Source organism: Providencia rettgeri (assembly GCF_041075285.1).
GTDB classification, from domain to species: Bacteria; Pseudomonadota; Gammaproteobacteria; order Enterobacterales; family Enterobacteriaceae; genus Providencia; species Providencia rettgeri_G.
On record NZ_CP163512.1, the window covers coordinates 3,790,055 to 3,805,624 of the forward strand.

Annotated in this window: 12 protein-coding genes; 10 read left to right on the forward strand and 2 right to left on the reverse strand. The window is 41.7% G+C overall.

All coding sequences use genetic code 11. The annotated features are described in order from the left end of the window. Position 1: 1 nt before the first annotated feature. From sctE to AB6N04_RS17500, 10 genes are all read left to right on the forward strand, one after another. The gene (sctE, locus tag AB6N04_RS17455; RefSeq protein ID WP_369309488.1) at positions 2-2,407 is read left to right on the forward strand and encodes a type III secretion system translocon subunit SctE; all 2,406 of its coding nucleotides are present in this window, start codon (positions 2-4) and stop codon (positions 2,405-2,407) included. 16 nt (positions 2,408-2,423) lie between these two features. Then, positions 2,424-3,662 carry a type III secretion target, IpaC/SipC family protein gene (locus tag AB6N04_RS17460; protein WP_369309489.1) on the forward strand — a complete coding sequence of 413 codons (1,239 nt, stop codon included), beginning with the start codon at positions 2,424-2,426 and terminating at the stop codon, positions 3,660-3,662. A 2-nt stretch (positions 3,663-3,664) separates the two neighbouring features. Next, positions 3,665-4,672, forward strand: a complete 1,008-nt coding sequence (locus tag AB6N04_RS17465; protein WP_369309490.1) for an IpaD/SipD/SspD family type III secretion system needle tip protein — start codon at positions 3,665-3,667, stop codon at positions 4,670-4,672. 51 nt (positions 4,673-4,723) lie between these two features. Then, a complete protein-coding gene (locus AB6N04_RS17470) occupies positions 4,724-6,268 on the forward strand; it encodes a hypothetical protein (RefSeq protein WP_369309491.1) in 1,545 nt (514 codons plus the stop codon). A gap of 9 nt (positions 6,269-6,277) precedes the next feature. Then, on the forward strand, positions 6,278-6,535 hold the full coding sequence (locus AB6N04_RS17475) for a phosphopantetheine-binding protein (protein ID WP_369309492.1): 258 nt from the start codon (positions 6,278-6,280) through the stop codon (positions 6,533-6,535). Positions 6,536-6,951: 416 nt separating this feature from the next. Continuing rightward, positions 6,952-7,740, forward strand: coding sequence for an inositol monophosphatase (locus tag AB6N04_RS17480; RefSeq protein ID WP_369309493.1), 789 nt, complete (start codon positions 6,952-6,954; stop codon positions 7,738-7,740). 62 nt (positions 7,741-7,802) lie between these two features. Continuing rightward, positions 7,803-9,197 carry a hexose-6-phosphate:phosphate antiporter gene (gene uhpT / locus AB6N04_RS17485; RefSeq protein ID WP_369309494.1) on the forward strand — a complete coding sequence of 465 codons (1,395 nt, stop codon included), beginning with the start codon at positions 7,803-7,805 and terminating at the stop codon, positions 9,195-9,197. 255 nt (positions 9,198-9,452) lie between these two features. After that, entirely contained in the window at positions 9,453-10,838 is a 1,386-nt protein-coding gene (locus tag AB6N04_RS17490) for an MFS transporter (RefSeq protein WP_369309495.1), read from the forward strand. A gap of 71 nt (positions 10,839-10,909) precedes the next feature. Then, positions 10,910-11,911, forward strand: coding sequence for a LacI family DNA-binding transcriptional regulator (locus AB6N04_RS17495; RefSeq protein WP_369309496.1), 1,002 nt, complete (start codon positions 10,910-10,912; stop codon positions 11,909-11,911). Between the two features lie 24 nt (positions 11,912-11,935). After that, positions 11,936-12,919 carry a nucleoside hydrolase gene (locus AB6N04_RS17500; RefSeq protein ID WP_369309497.1) on the forward strand — a complete coding sequence of 328 codons (984 nt, stop codon included), beginning with the start codon at positions 11,936-11,938 and terminating at the stop codon, positions 12,917-12,919. 153 nt (positions 12,920-13,072) lie between these two features. Here the strand turns inward: AB6N04_RS17500 and AB6N04_RS17505 are convergent, their stop codons facing one another. Both AB6N04_RS17505 and AB6N04_RS17510 read right to left on the reverse strand, forming a co-directional pair. After that, positions 13,073-14,461, reverse strand: coding sequence for an amidohydrolase family protein (locus tag AB6N04_RS17505; protein ID WP_369309499.1), 1,389 nt, complete (start codon positions 14,459-14,461; stop codon positions 13,073-13,075). A gap of 126 nt (positions 14,462-14,587) precedes the next feature. After that, positions 14,588-15,538, reverse strand: a complete 951-nt coding sequence (locus AB6N04_RS17510; RefSeq protein WP_369309500.1) for a carbamate kinase family protein — start codon at positions 15,536-15,538, stop codon at positions 14,588-14,590. Positions 15,539-15,570: the final 32 nt, after the last annotated feature.

Genomic DNA, 15,570 nt, shown 5'->3' on the forward strand with positions numbered 1-15,570 from the left:
TATGGTCGACATTTCAAATAGTTCGAAAATTGAAAATCAGGAACGCATAAAAAATATTCATACCTATTTGCAGGCGGGTAACCCATTAGCAATGAGTGAAGATATCGCAAAGTCGGTTCTCGCTTTAGAAGAAGCCTGTGGAGAGCTAACGTCAACAGAGCAAATGAAGCAAGCTCGAGCTAAGCGCTCACCGACCTTGAATCCGCCTAAAGCGATGCTAATGATGGCAAAAACCACTCAAGGTGAAAAGTCATTTAATGCAAATGCGTTGTTAATTGAAACCTTTTCGACAATACGCCAATTACTCCATGAAGGGAATATCGGTGAACTAAGTAACCGCTTACAACTGCTCAATATGGAATCAGAGTCATTACGCAACCAAGGTAATGCACTTTTAGATATGTTTAAGAAAAATACAGAAAAACTGGGGGAGTTTAAGGAAAAGTTAGCTTCACAACAAGGTGAAGATGCACGACTGCGCGTTAAACTTGACGAGTTAAATCATCAATTAGACACCTTCCAAAAACCGATTGAACAAAATGAGATTCAGCAGCAGTCGATTCATGAAAAATTAAAGGAAGTTGATGACTTAATGACTCTGCTTCCCTCTCCTGCAACTACCCAAGAAGAGCAGGATGCGGAAACTAAATTATTGGAAACAAAAAATATTTTAACTTCGCAATTAGACCAATTAACAACTGAAAACAAGACTTTATTATCAAATAGACAAACAGTCAGCCATCAGATTGCTGATGTTAGCCAACAAATTTCGTTACTCAATGCAGAAATACTGAAAACGTCTGATTTAGCTGTTGAACAAGCGAAAATGGCTCAAACTGATAGTGACAATTTAAATACTTTTATTGAATCGGCTCCCCGTAGAACAGATATTGACGGCGAAAAATGGGAGAACACGCTAGCACTGTTAACGATGTTAACGGCGCAGCTTAAAAAAGCGATGGGTGAAGATTCGATTCGCAATATGAAAGAGCAAGAAGAGGTGATGCTGAAAATCAACGAAGCCTCTCGTAAAGATTCAGATAAGAAGGCAAAGGAAGCGGCAGAATCAGAACGTAAAGCCGCTGAGTCTAATAAAGCGGCATCATGTGCCAGCAAAATTTTTAGCTATGTCTTACTTGCCGTTTCCGTGATTGCCACGGTGGCATCTTTTGGGACTGCGGCACCATTAACCCTCGCCATCGCCGCAATTGGTATTGCCATGTCAGTGGCTGATATCGTGCTAGAGGAGACGGGACATGGCAGTTTAATGCAAATGCTGGCAAACGAAATTTCTTCTGCCGTGACGGATATGCTGATTAGTTTTGGTGTGGATGAAGATAAAGCGAAACAGATTGGCAGCATTGTTGGCATGATTGTCGCCGCCATCGCTTTTTTAGCGATTTCATTACTTTCTATGGGATCAATGGTTAAAAACCTCGTTAACACCGTCAAAAATGCCGCCAAATTATTACTTAAAAATGTAGGTGCTCTGTTAAAAAATACCATTAAATCAATGCCCAAAAGCCTAATGAATGCATTAGGTAATATTGCGACTAAAACAGCAAAAGTGAGTGATTCGGTGGCGGATACTGCGGATAGTGCGGTGAAGTTATCAAAATTAGCCAAGTTGTCAGATAAGTTTGATGATGCACAGCACATCGTTAAAGCCGTTAGCCAAAGCGCAAATAAGCTAGATAAAACGTCCGATCTGGTCTCTATTGGCGGGCAAATGGTGAAAGTGAGTGATTCGGTGGCGGATACTGCGGATAGTGCGGTGAAGTTATCAAAATTAGCCAAGTTGTCAGATAAGTTTGATGAAGCACAACACATCGTTAAAGCCATTAGCCAAAGCGCAAATAAGCTAGATAAAACGTCCGAGCTGGTCTCTATTGGCGGGCAACTGGTGAAAGTGAGTGATTCGGTGGCGGATAGTGCGAATAGTGCGGTGAAGCTAACTAAATTAACTAAGCTTGCGGACAAATTTGATGATGTAAAAGGGGTTTCCAAGTCGATTAGCCAAACCACCAACAAATTGGATGATGTATCAGATACTGTTTCATCAACGGAAAAACTCACCCAGGGCGTCAAAAATCAAAGTGTGACGATGGCGCGTGTTGAAGTGGGGATGAAAGCAACGGGGGCAGGGGTAACAGTTGCAAATGCCGCGACAACGGGAGGTCTTCGTTTGAACTCAGCGGCACATATGCGTGATATGAAAGAGATGTTAGCCGGAATGATGCTAAATAATGAAACCATCCAGTCATTAACTGAGCTGCTTAATTCACTGATTAAAGCCATGTCAAAAAACAGTGAGCAATTTGATGAAATGTTCATGGGCATGATGACGTCGCTAAAACAATCAGGTGATAACAAAGTCGAAATGTTAAAAACGGCTCGATTTGCATAAATTACAAGGAAAACAAATGGATATTACAAATTCTAAATCACAAGTTGCTATCAGCAATAGCCTTGGATTAACGCATCTACAAGCCACGCAAGAAGGGAAAACGCCATCGACGACTGAGAGTTGCAAAGAAATCAGTTTACAGAATGTTTCTCCAATTGACATTGAATTTAACACGGAAAAACCCGTTTTAAAATTGGCGACTAAAGAGGTTGATAATGAGCAATTATCCAGTGTACTAAGCCAATTCGCGTTATCAAACCAGCCGCTTCCTGTACCGGTTTTTGATGAAAATAAAGCAGTTCTTGAGAAGGTTTTTCAACATGTGACACCAGTAGATGTCGCGGAAATTAAACAACTACCACAAATTGTGAGTGCTATCTATAAAGAGGTACTCAATAATCAGGTTATGGTTGCTGAGGGAACTAACGAGGTTAAATCCGTTAATCAGGTAAAATCTAGCCAATTTGTCGGTATTGTAAGTAGCGATATTCTGCTGGAGCTGGCTAAGATCATCCGCAGCGTACTGAGTGAAGTGGCTATTTCAGATCGAAAAATTAGCGCAGAATTCTTAATGCTCAACGCTCGGATGGTGAAAGCTGCGGCAGAGTCGACCATTAATGAAGGTAAAAAAATGATGATTGGCGCATTAGCGAGCTTTTGTGTCTCAATGGCCTTCACTATGGTGGGCACTGGGTTCCAATTAAAATCACTTCGAACTCAAAATCAGTCAATTAAAAATAATTTAGTTAAAGCTAATCAAAATAATGCAGTTGCTGATCGTTTAAGCGAATTAAACAAAAGTAGTTCATTAGCCAAAAGCAGTTCATTGAATTTAAAAGGTAAAGATGGTCAAGGGATAGACATGGTTGATAGCCCAAGTGCCTCTCAGCAAGCCACGGCAAGTCAACGTACAACAGAAGCGGCTCAACGCACTAAGAAGCTTAGCCAAGTGGAATATCAAAAACATGACCAAGTCATGAATAGCGAGCGAACAAAAAGCAGTATTGCGGAACAAAGTGCCCGTTTAGCAGATAATGCAGGTCAAATGGCGACATCGGTGAATCAAATTGAAGTCAAAAAAGAAGAAGCCAATAAGATGCAAGAGCAATCTACCGCAGATATTGCACGCACCGTTTCGGGGGAAAAAGATAAGCAAATTGACAAAGATAAAGATCTGGTTAAACAGATGAATGAACATTTGCGTGAGATTCGAGAAGGTCAATTAAGAACTTTCCAAAGTGTTGTAAGGGGATAGTGATGGAAATTGTATCACAGAGAAATTATGCCAATACGATACCCGTGAATATGACAGGAAAAACGATAGAAGGTCATCGTTCCCAGGTTAGTGAAAATATTCATACGGATATATTGGTAGACCCTTATGAGCAAAGCATTCAGTTTGCTAAAGACCTTGGGCTCTCCTTTAGCCCAACGACCTTTCGAGAAGACGCTGTAACGAGTAACCTCGATAAAATTAAAGCGCAAATGCAAGCTGCTAAACGTGATCTAAACTATACCAATGATTTAGTTAACGGTTTGCGCACTAAAAGAAGTACCACGAAAATTAACCATGTGGATGGACGCCCACATATTGAAGGAACGAAAAAACTTATCGAAAACATTCATACAGGGTATCAAAAACAGTACGGTGAAATAATAAAAAAGGCAACGGAGTATATGCAAGATGTCAATACTGCCTTGGGAAAAATGAGTCAACACATTGAGCCAGGGAAAGATGGAAAAGTTCAATATAATAAAAGAAACTTTTTAGATGGATTGAATAGAAGTTTTGAAAAATATTCAACTTATTGTGCAGGCCGGAATTATAATCAAAATGATAAGCATATTATTAATAGCTTTTATGGGGGGTGGTCTCCCTCAGAACAGAGTACTAAACCAATTGCCAGCCTTGAATACAATAAGTCTGCATTACAATTTTGGGAGAAAAAATTAGGGAGACAAGGTTTTTTTGTCAAAAGAGATGGCAATACCATTAATATATATCCTGATTTAAAACCTATTAGTGAAATATTCTCTGCATCGGCTGCAATTGATACTGAATGGTGGGGAGGAGATATTATGGCACAACAATTTCAAAGCTTACAAACAGCTATTGATAGCCAAAAAAACACGGTAAACAACAGTGTGTCTAGGTTATTAGAAAATTTCCGTCAAGATAACAGCCATTTTGAAACATTAGTTCAGTTATTAATCCAATTAATTAAAGATTTAAATCAGAATAACAATTCCTTAGTTAATATGTAATTGGATATTAATAAATAAAAATTGAATCATAAATTATTGTGAGGGTGTTTTATGCCTATAAATGCGATCAGTTCTAAAACAGTTGAAATGCCTCGGGCGATATCTACTAATGGAGCAGTAAATAAAGGTTTATCGATATCGTCTAATATTTCTTCCATTCATTCTTCGGGTATAGAAGAACAGTTACCGTTGAATTCAGCCAAAAATGTGAGTATGAGTACTCCATCAATGTCAAAAGATGATTTACATCGTTTAAATAATCAAAAACAGGCGGATAAAATTGCTGACCTATTAGGCTCTAATATTACTGCAGATATGGTTAAGACGGCATTAAACTTCGGGGGAATAGGAGATATACATCAACAAGCCATGAATTACCGACCAGAAAGTAGTTTAATTGTTTTAACATTACTCGCGCCACACGAAAGGGCAAATGGGTTATTAGAAGCCGCCACAAAAATGGTTCAAGACGTGAACCAAACAAGCAATATTAATCATAAAGCAATTCTAAAAAATTCATTAGAGCAATTCGATAAAAAGATCCAGCAATCTTTATCAGGTATTAAAGGTGATGCTTTTTCAATTATGGAGGAAAGGTTTAATGAGATTTATATTAAACCTGAATTTGAAAATATTTTAAAACCTTACTTACCACCAAATACGATAAAACAACTTTCTATGGATGATTGTTTACTTTCTCTGGAAAATAAACAAAAACAAGCAGAAATTTCAGTTTTAAATAACGCTTATCACCAAGAGGGAAATGCTCTATCTGTTGATAAAGCGCACTATATGCATAGCATGTTCAACATATTGGAGGAAAGATTAGAAATTGTTAAAACGTTAAAAACGACGGTGAATTGGCAAGAGCATTCGTTACCCTCTGGATTAGAAAATCCACCTTTACAGGTAGCGGATGAGGTTGATAGCGCTGCGACCTTACCGCAACCTGCGACAGAACTACAACACCATATATTAGGCAGTTATAATACAACAAATAACTACTATTTTAGCTCTCCACTCAGTGACAATATCACTAAGATTAGTACTCAAAATCCTGAAGTAACTCACACATTACCAGAAGAGGATAAGACAACCAAGAAAAGTGAAGAGCCGATATTACCGCCTGTTAGACATCAATTTATCGCAAAACTACCTCGCGCCATACTAAGCCAGCCTGAGAAAGAACCGGAAGTAGATTACGCATTACCGAAAGAGGATAGCTCTATTTTCCAGAGTAAGGGCTTCGTTGCGAGTACGTTACGTGGCACTCAAGTTGCGACGGCAAAAGTGGTCTCAAAGAGCCAATCAGCCAAGCAGGATGCCATACAGTCGTTTTTACCTAAAAATGGTCACCTTTTAGGGAGCTACTTAAAGAGTGGTGAAGTGCCGAGCCGAGTCACATTATCAACAGAGGGGGCATTAACCCGTAACCAATCGGATAAAGAAATATATCGTGGTGAACGCGAAGGGGAAAAACAGGTGATCGATATGTCTTCTCATCTGCCTAATTTAGCGCGCCCTGTAACATTAACCGAAAAAGGGGCATTAACCCGTGATCAAAGCCGAAAAGAGGCGTATACCAGACAAGGGTAAGGGATAATCATGGCAACCATATCAGCAGAAAAACACTGGATTTGGCTAGAAAGCCAAATTCAGCAAATTCGTACCTACTCAGGCATTGCGAATGATTTTACTTTGGATTCGGCATTGATCTCGGATGTACATATTGATTCACTTGAAATGTTGGAGCTTATCACCGCAATTGAGCAATATACGGGGGGCCCTATCCAAGATGAAATTTGGATGAAATGGCATTATCTACGGGATATTGTCAGTTATCTAGAGGCTGCTTGTCTTTGATGGTCAATTTTTATTCGAATTAAAGCCATGTTAGGCAAGGGGAGAGGTTCGCCGCCAAGTAAACTCGGCAAACCTCTCAACGCAGTATTAAATGAGGAAAACCTGTCCTTAATCCTTTTGATATATAGAAAGCCGTGAGTCATTGATAGCGGCTTTTTGTTTCCCGTCGGGTCACCATAAAACGATGAGTCGATGAACTAGTTATTCAGAATGTTAATAAACAAACATAAAATTAATTCTTTAAATTGTATTTAATTTGAGTTTAGTGGCATTTATATCAATGAACTAATCTTTAAATTAACTATTTTTTATAAAATAAAATTAACATTAATTTTTCATGTCATGAAATCGATCACAAAATAAATGATTCATTAAATGTAATGTTCGAAATATTGATTCCATATTTAGAGGCTGAAATGGACAGTATTTCGAATCGCTATCAATTTATACAAAAAGTTGCCGTTGACGCAGGCAAACTCGCAGTCGCTTATTATCATCAACGTGACCAACTGAATATTGAGAAAAAGCACGGGGACGGACAAGACCTTGTGACCGTGGCGGATAAAAAGACAGAAGATTTTATTCGAGAGCAAATTAATCAGCATTTCCCTGATGATGCTATTTTTGGTGAAGAAAGTGGCTTCTCTCAAGGAGCGTCGGGCTATACATGGGTAGTCGACCCCATTGATGGAACCAGCGCGTTTATTTTCGGTTTGGCTTCATGGTGTGTCTCTATCGCGTTACTTGATAAGCAAAAAAACACCGTCATTGCTGCCGTTTATGATGCAGTACATAACGAATTATTCCATGCCATGAAGGATCATGGAACCTACCTAAATAATACGTCAGTGAAGGTAAATCCAGTGAGCTCACTAAACGCAGGGTTACTTGGCGTTGGTATTTCAACTCGCATGCCACCTGAAACTATTATTCCATTTTTAGATAAATTACTTCACGCTAATGGTATGTTCGTCCGCAATGGTTCCGCAGCATTGATGCTTGCTTACGTTGCTGCGGGGAGGTTGATTGGTTATTTCGAGCCTCACCTTAATTCTTGGGACTGCCTTGCTGGGTTGTTATTAATCCAAGAAGCGGGCGGAACCACCAATAACTCTGTTTCTCACCCCGATTTTTTAACCAAAGGAGGCTGTGTATTAGCGTCTAGCCCTGATGTGTATCAGCAGCTCGCTACATTTTTGCCGTAACCCAAAGTCATTACTCAAAGATAGAACATTAAAATAATTAGAAACAATAAAAGGGCTATAAGATGAGTTCTAAATTTTCATTTTTTGATATTAAAAGACTACCGACAGGAACAGTTCCTCTCTCTGTACAGCGTGATTTGTGGCTACGAAAATTTATGGAACCCTTTCTGGTTATGTGTCTCGCCTATACTGGAATTTATTTTCTTCGCTATAACTTCAAAGCGGCTACCCCATTTATTATCGAACAAACGGATTTTACACTTAGTGACTTAGGGACGGTGGGGTTTGGTTTCTCTATCACATATAGCCTAGGGAGGGTGCTACTTTCCTATTATATTGATGGTAAAAATACTAAGAAAATATTGAGCTTTTTACTGATGCTCTCTTGTGCATCTTCATTTGCTATCGGGATGTTCTTGCTCTCTTCAGGTCACTCACTGGGAATATTTATTTTTTTGTGGGCATTAACGGGGTTGTTCCAAGCACCGGGTGGACCTTGCTCAAACTCAACCATTAATCGTTGGACGCCAAGAAAGAATCGAGGCCGTTATATTTCATGGTGGAATGCCTCGCACAATATTGGCGCAATCTTAGCGGGGCCAATTGCGTTATTTGGAATGGAATATGCATTCAACGGCAACGTGGCAGGAATGTTTATTTTCCCTATCTTATTTGCCGGCGTGATTGCAACATTTGGCATGTTTTTTGGTAAAGATGACCCATCAGAGTTAGGGTGGAATACACCGGAAGAAATCTTTGATGAGCCAGTTTCTAAAGCGGATACCGCGGCAGAAAGCATGTCCAAGCGTGATATTTTTGTTAAATATGTACTGAAAAATCCGGCGGTATGGTTTTTATGTTTTGCAAATTTATGTGTGTATACCATTCGAATTGGTGTCGATAACTGGAGTGTCGCTTATGTAAAAATGGCACTCAACTGGGATGATATTTCTGCAATTGGTACAATAACGGCTCTCGAACTCGGTGGTTTTTTAGGCTCGCTAACATGGGGTTATGTCTCTGATAAGATGGGCGGAAGACGTGCGCTGTTAGGGATGTTGTGTATGATTTCGGTAATTTTCCCGCTGATCGCTTACCAAAATATGAGCAGTATTTGGGGAATTTATATCGCCCTGTTTTTTGAAGGTTTCTTTATTTTTGGCCCTGTGATTTTAATCGGTATCTCTATCATTGGCTTTGCACCGAAGTGTGCAACCGCAGTGGTGAATTCAATCCCAGGTTTTTTTGGCTATCTGTTCGGTGATGGGATGGCAAAAGTGTTTGTTTCCCGTATAGCAGACCCAAAAGGCGAGGGTATTTCAGTGGGTGGCTTTACATTGCACGGCTGGTCAGATACTTTTTATCTATTATTTGCGGCAACCGCGGTGGGGATTGTAATGCTCGGTGTTGTCGCCATATATGAAGAACGGAAAATTCGGTTAGATAGGGCAGGATAACTTTTTCCAATGTTTAGCCTCTTGAGAGAGCAGTTGTTCCAAGAGGCTTTCACTTCTTTTTCACGCCATTGATTGTTTCCTTTATTTTCAGTCATATAAATTTCATATTTTTATCATCAAGTGATAACGCTCACAAAATAGGATTAGCTCGTTTGCTTAATTCTACGCGCGTAGACTATGCTTTAAGTAAATAAAAACCACAAACTACATTGTCTTGATTAATCGGCTTTGCGCCAACACCAAGGGTTTATGACTATGGTCACACAATCAATTATTGAGACTAATCAACAAGCTGCACAAGAGCGTTTAAATACGCCAGAAGGAAAAAAAGATTTCCGTCGAGCGATTTTTTCATGTTGGTTAGGAACAACCATGGAGTATGCAGATTTTGCACTGTATGGTTTAGCGGCAGGTATCATTTTTGGTGATGTTTTCTTCCCTGATGCAACGCCGATTATGGCATTGCTCTCAAGTTTTGCGGCTTATTCCGTTGGCTTTATTGCAAGGCCTATAGGGGCGTTATTTTTTGGATGGTTAGGTGATAAACATGGCCGCAAGATGGTTATGGTGATCACTATTGCGCTAATGGGGCTATCAACTACGCTGATTGGTGCAATTCCAAGCCATGCTCAGATTGGTATTTGGGCACCTGTGTGCTTAGTCATTTTGCGTTTTGCACAAGGTTTAGGGGCAGGCGCTGAGTTATCTGGCGGAACCGTGATGCTGGGGGAATATGCCCCTGTGAAACGTCGGGGGCTGGTCTCTTCAATTATTGCACTAGGTTCCAACAGTGGTACATTGCTGGCATCGATGATCTGGTTAATTGTCTTGCAATTAGACAAAGAAAGCCTAATGTCCTGGGGCTGGCGTATCCCTTTCCTTGGGAGCATGTTAATTGCACTCGCCGCGTTATTTATTCGTCAGCATATGCGCGAAACGCCTGTTTTTGAGCGCCAAAAAGAGCAACTGGCGCAGGCGCGTCGTCTTGCATTGGAGTCTGATGCAATTGCCCATCCCGTAGATAACCGCTCATTTTGGCAGAAAACCCGTGCATTCTGGACGATGGTTGGGTTACGAATTGGCGAAAATGGCCCATCTTATCTTGCTCAAGGTTTTATCATCGGTTATGTCACAAAAATCTTGCTGGTGGATAAATCGGTTCCTACCACTGCGGTGTTAATCGCATCAATTTTAGGTTTCGCCATTATCCCATTTGCGGGGTGGTTATCTGACCGATTTGGTCGCCGTATTGTTTACCGCTGGTTCTGTTTCTTATTAATGTTGTATGCCGTGCCTGCCTTTATGTTGCTGGACTCCCGTGAGCCAATGATTGTGATCCCAACCATAATTGTTGGGATGGGGTTAGCATCACTCGGAATTTTTGGGGTACAAGCGGCATGGGGCGTTGAATTGTTTGGTGTGCGTAACCGCTATACTAAAATGGCATTTGCGAAAGAGCTTGGCTCCATTTTATCGGGTGGAACGGCGCCGTTGGTCGCTTCAGCATTACTGTCTTGGACCGGGCATTGGTGGCCAATTGCGATCTATTTCATTGGAATGGCTTGTATTGGGCTCGTAACAACATTCTTTGCGCCAGAAACGCGAGGTCGTGACCTTAACTTGCCAGAAGATGCCATATAAGTGGTATATAAAAGCCAGAACGACTGCTATTCTTTGGAGAAAATATAGGTAATAGAAATAAGGAATGCAGAGTGTCTGATGCGAATAGCCGTAAAGTGACGCGGGTAGATGTTGCTCGTGAAGCGGGAACATCGGTTGCGGTGGTCAGTTATGTGATTAATAACGGTCCTCGACCTGTTGCCGAAGCGACAAAACAGAAAGTGTTAGCTGCAATCAAGAAAACGGGGTATCGCCCTAATGGGATTGCAAAGGCACTTGCATCAGGTAGTACGCAGACTTATGGGTTAGTGATCCCCGATATCTCAAACCCTTTTCTGGCTTCAATAGCCCATGCGCTACAACGGGAAGCATTTAAACATGGGCATATTTTGTTACTTGGGGATGCTGGTGACTCGAGAGCGCGTGAAAAAGAGCTGATCAATAACTTACTGTTACGTCAGGTTGAAGGCCTGATTTATACCAGTGTGGATCGTCATCCCTATATAGATCTTATTCAATCATCTGGCACGCCGTGTGTGATGCTTGATAGGGTAGATGCGACTGAAGGTGTTAGCACTATTCAAGTGAATGAGAAGTTAGCGGCTTATAAGATCACTCGCCATTTGATTGAGCATGGCTACAAACATATTGGCATTATTTGCGGACCAAATGAAATGCTCAATACGCAAGATCGTTTAAGTGGCTGGCAGGAGGCGTTAGAAACCGCCAGTCTGCAAGTACAGCAAAAATGGATTTTAGCGGGGAAATATACGCGAGATTGGGGGTACCAAGCAGTTTATCAAATGCAAAAGATCGGTTTGCCAGAGGCTATTTTTGCCACTAATGAATTACAAGCTTTCGGTTGCTTGAAGGCGTTAGCTGAACTAAATGTGCGTGTACCCGAGGATATCGCACTGGTTTGTTTTAATGGTACGGTTCAATCCGAATATACAGTTCCTACACTAACAACAGTTCGCCAACCAGTTGATAAAATAGCAGAAAAAGCGATACATATCTTACAAAACTGGCCGTATAAAGAAGCCATTTGTGAGGTGGAATTTGAATTACAGATTGGACACTCTTGTGGGTGCTAATGATTTAATATTTCAGGGAAAATTATGCGTGTAATTATTGATTGCGATCCTGGGAACGGTATTGCAGGCGCGAATGTCGATGATGGGCTCGCACTTGCGCTTGCAATTGCAGCGCCTGAAATCCAATTAGAGATGATCACCACCGTTTCAGGCAATACGCCAAGCCAAGTAGGCTATAATGTTGCCAGCCATTTGGTGCATTTATTAAAGGAAGATATTCCCGTTTATCGAGGCGCATCATCCGCCCTGATTGAAGCAAGCGCCCCATGGCGTGAGCAGTTAGACAATGGTGTACACAGAGCGCAGCTTACACATTTATGGGACAAGCTTCCTTCCGTGCCGGTATTACCTGAATCGATTCCTGAAGCCGCTTTACGTATTGGTAAACTGGTATGCGAACACCCAAAGCAAATCACAATTATTGCCATAGGCCCCCTTACCAATATCGCGATGGCGATGCAGTTATTTCCTGAACTTGCTGACAATGTTGCCGAAATTATTATTATGGGAGCAGTATTTAATGTGCCAGGTTATGTGAAAGATACTAACTTTGGTTTAGATCCTGAAGCGGCTTATGCGGTGCTTAATAGTGGTGCAAATATCACGTTAGTGCCTATGGATGTAACGGTTCAAACTCAAATGCTGCATAGCGACCTCGATAGATTTACTAAGCTGGCCTCGCCATTAAGCCAATTTTTAGTCAGTACCATGCGCCCATGGATAGACTACTCGCGAGCGACTAGGCAGCTTGCCGGATGCTGGATCCACGACGTACTCACTGTGGCGTGGCTGTTGGATAAAAGTGTGGTGACTTATGAGTTTCAGCAAGTGAATATTGAGTTGCATGGCGCCTTAAGAGGAAAAAGCTATTGTGTTGAACCCTTACGATTACGAGTTGGTATGCCAGAGTTACACACCAAGCCGATTAAAGTATTCCAATCGGTTGATAACCAAAAACTATTAGATTTAATCTTTCAAGTTATTGAAGCGTACTCAATGAAAAAATAGGGTAATGGTGGCTTTTCTCACTTTGTGTTATTAGGGGAAAATCAATGAATTGATTTTCCTAGTTTATTTTCAAAACCTATCCGGCCTGTCACCAAACATGTTATGTTTGTCAGTAGTCTGAAATAGCGCCATTGGCGCTATTTCTAACTTGACTTAGCTAACTGATTTTTGCATTACACCATGGGCAAGGTAGCCTTTATGGAAGCAGGCATGTCTAGGTGAAATACGCGCAACGGCTTCAGCGGAACAAGACGCGTCAACGAATACAAAACTCGCTTCATCCCCTTTTGCTGGCCAAATTTGCTGCCCTTTTTCATTTAACGGCAGAATATTGCCTGTTGCGATCGCGAGAGAACGCGATAATGAAAACTCGTCGGGACGTGTGTAAAGCTGTGCGTATAAATTGGCTTTTTCCAACATGTCCCCAAGACCAAATGGCGACCAATGGTCAATTACGCTATCGGTTCCGGTCATTACAAACACCCCATTTCTATTGAGTGTCGCTAATGGCATATGTAGCGTGCCAATCGGTACTGTTGACGCAATTGCAATTTGTTGCTCTGCCAACTGTTTTGCTATTTCTTCTGCCTGCTCAGGGCTGAGTGTTGCTAGGGCAAATGCATGGCTGATGGTCACGTTTCCACGTAAGCTGCGGTTTTCATCCACCGTTTTGATCATATACTTGATAGCCGCGAGGCCCGCCGGGCTGGTTTCATGTAGATGAATATCAACGCCTTTATTGTAGTCTAAGGCAATTTGGAATAGGGCATCGAGAGATTTTTCCATCGCGCCATCGACATTGGTTGGGTCTAATCCTCCCACATAGTGTGCGCCAGCTTGCATGGCTTCACGCATCAAGCCTTCTGATTTTGAAAGCAATAGCCCGTGTTGTGGGAACGCAACGATTTCACAAGTCAGGTCTTGTTGGTGATCGCTAAGGACTTTTTGTAGGACTTCTAAGTTTTTTAAACCAGAAACCGGTTCGATATTACAGTGGCTGCGTGCAATGGTTGATCCGTGGGATTGGATCAACGTGATCAGCGCATTGGCTCTTTCTTCGGTAAACGGTTGTAGCTCGGGCAGTAACTTTTGTTCAAGCGTTATCATATCCATAATCGTCTTGCCTTCACGTGATGCAGGGGCTTGCCAAGGGCCGCCATAGAAGGTTTTATCAAGGTGGATATGCATATCGCGAAACGCAGGTAACATCAATTTACCTTGTGCGCTGTAGGTATTTAAGGTGCTATTGGCATGTTGTTTATTCGGTAAAACTGCAACAATTTTGCCTTGATCGATTTCAACGGTTTGTAACGCCGTTTGAGTGCCTACGACCGTTGAATCACGAAAATTAAACCCAGTTTCAAGTAACACATCATCGAGGTAGTAGTGTTTGTCAGTGATACTTGAAATACTCGATTTTCCAGTGGGTTGGTTTTGTGTATTGGCGATACTCGACATCGCGCCAAATAAGGTACAAGCGGCAGCGACTTTCGCACCTGTAGAGAGGAACTCTCTTCTGCCGGAGGTTTTTTCTGCTGTCATAGAAACTCCTTTTTTGGATGGCACTTAAGCGTCCAGATCATCTTTAAACGATCTGGACGATTATTTAACTTCGCGATGGATACCAAATTCGTATGATCCTCATGAGATGATCAACGAACTAAACGCTTAGCCTTTAACAATATGGGTACCTGTTTCGCCGCGTAAAGCTTCAGGTAATTTTTCAGGGGTGGTGATAATGACACGCTTACCACCGTTGGCAATAAACGACAGGCTAGCTTCAATTTTTGGCAGCATGCTGCCCGCAGGAAAATGGCCTTCTTCCATATAGCGTTGCATATCACTGGTCGAGGTCTCACCAAGGGCTTTTTGCTCTGGTTTGCCGAAATGAATGCACACTTTTTCAACGCCTGTGGTGATGATCAAAATATCGGCATTCAATTCTTTCGCGAGCAGTGTGGTCGAGAGGTCTTTGTCAATGACAGCATCAACGCTTTTGTATCCTCCATGTCCATTATCGATAACGGGGATACCCCCACCGCCAGCGGCAACCACGACAAAATCATGCTCTGTTAAAGCGCGAATGGCGTTTGATTCAATCACCCGCTTTGGTTCTGGGGAGGCGACCACTCGGCGATAGCCACGGCCAGAGTCTTCCACAAAGTGCCAAGTTGGGTTCGCTTGTTGTAACTCATTGGCTTGTTGTTGCGTAAAAAATGCACCAATTGGTTTTGTCGGCGCGCTAAAGTTCGGGTCGTTTTTATCCACCTCCACTTGTGTCACAACAGTAATCGCTTGGCGATTATGGCGTTTAGCTAACACATTAGTCAGTGCTTGCTGAACTAAATAGCCAATGCCACCTTGTGTATCTGCTACGCAGTTAGCTAATGGGGTTAACGGTAAACCTTCTGTTTCGTGTGCGATTTCTGCACGGCGTAAATCCAACCCAACTTGAGGTCCGTTTCCATGTGTTAAAACAATGTTATAGTTGCCTTCAAGCATGTCACTAATATGCAGTGCGACTTCTTGAACGGCTTTTTCTTGAGCTTCGATAGACTGGCTGTTGTTATCTTTGATAATACTGTTGCCTCCGATGGCAACAACCACGAGTTCTTTCATTGTTATTATTTCCTGATACAGAGAGTCTGGAT

Coding starts and splice junctions, on each gene's coding strand:
- AB6N04_RS17490 (WP_369309495.1), top strand. CDS start 9,453: ATGGTCACACAATCAATTATTGAGACTAATCAACAAGCTGCACAAGAG.
- AB6N04_RS17475 (WP_369309492.1), top strand. CDS start 6,278: ATGGCAACCATATCAGCAGAAAAACACTGGATTTGGCTAGAAAGCCAA.
- AB6N04_RS17460 (WP_369309489.1), top strand. CDS start 2,424: ATGGATATTACAAATTCTAAATCACAAGTTGCTATCAGCAATAGCCTT.
- AB6N04_RS17480 (WP_369309493.1), top strand. CDS start 6,952: ATGGACAGTATTTCGAATCGCTATCAATTTATACAAAAAGTTGCCGTT.
- AB6N04_RS17470 (WP_369309491.1), top strand. CDS start 4,724: ATGCCTATAAATGCGATCAGTTCTAAAACAGTTGAAATGCCTCGGGCG.
- AB6N04_RS17465 (WP_369309490.1), top strand. CDS start 3,665: ATGGAAATTGTATCACAGAGAAATTATGCCAATACGATACCCGTGAAT.
- AB6N04_RS17500 (WP_369309497.1), top strand. CDS start 11,936: ATGCGTGTAATTATTGATTGCGATCCTGGGAACGGTATTGCAGGCGCG.
- AB6N04_RS17510 (WP_369309500.1), bottom strand. CDS start 15,538: ATGAAAGAACTCGTGGTTGTTGCCATCGGAGGCAACAGTATTATCAAA.
- uhpT (WP_369309494.1), top strand. CDS start 7,803: ATGAGTTCTAAATTTTCATTTTTTGATATTAAAAGACTACCGACAGGA.
- sctE (WP_369309488.1), top strand. CDS start 2: ATGGTCGACATTTCAAATAGTTCGAAAATTGAAAATCAGGAACGCATA.
- AB6N04_RS17505 (WP_369309499.1), bottom strand. CDS start 14,461: ATGACAGCAGAAAAAACCTCCGGCAGAAGAGAGTTCCTCTCTACAGGT.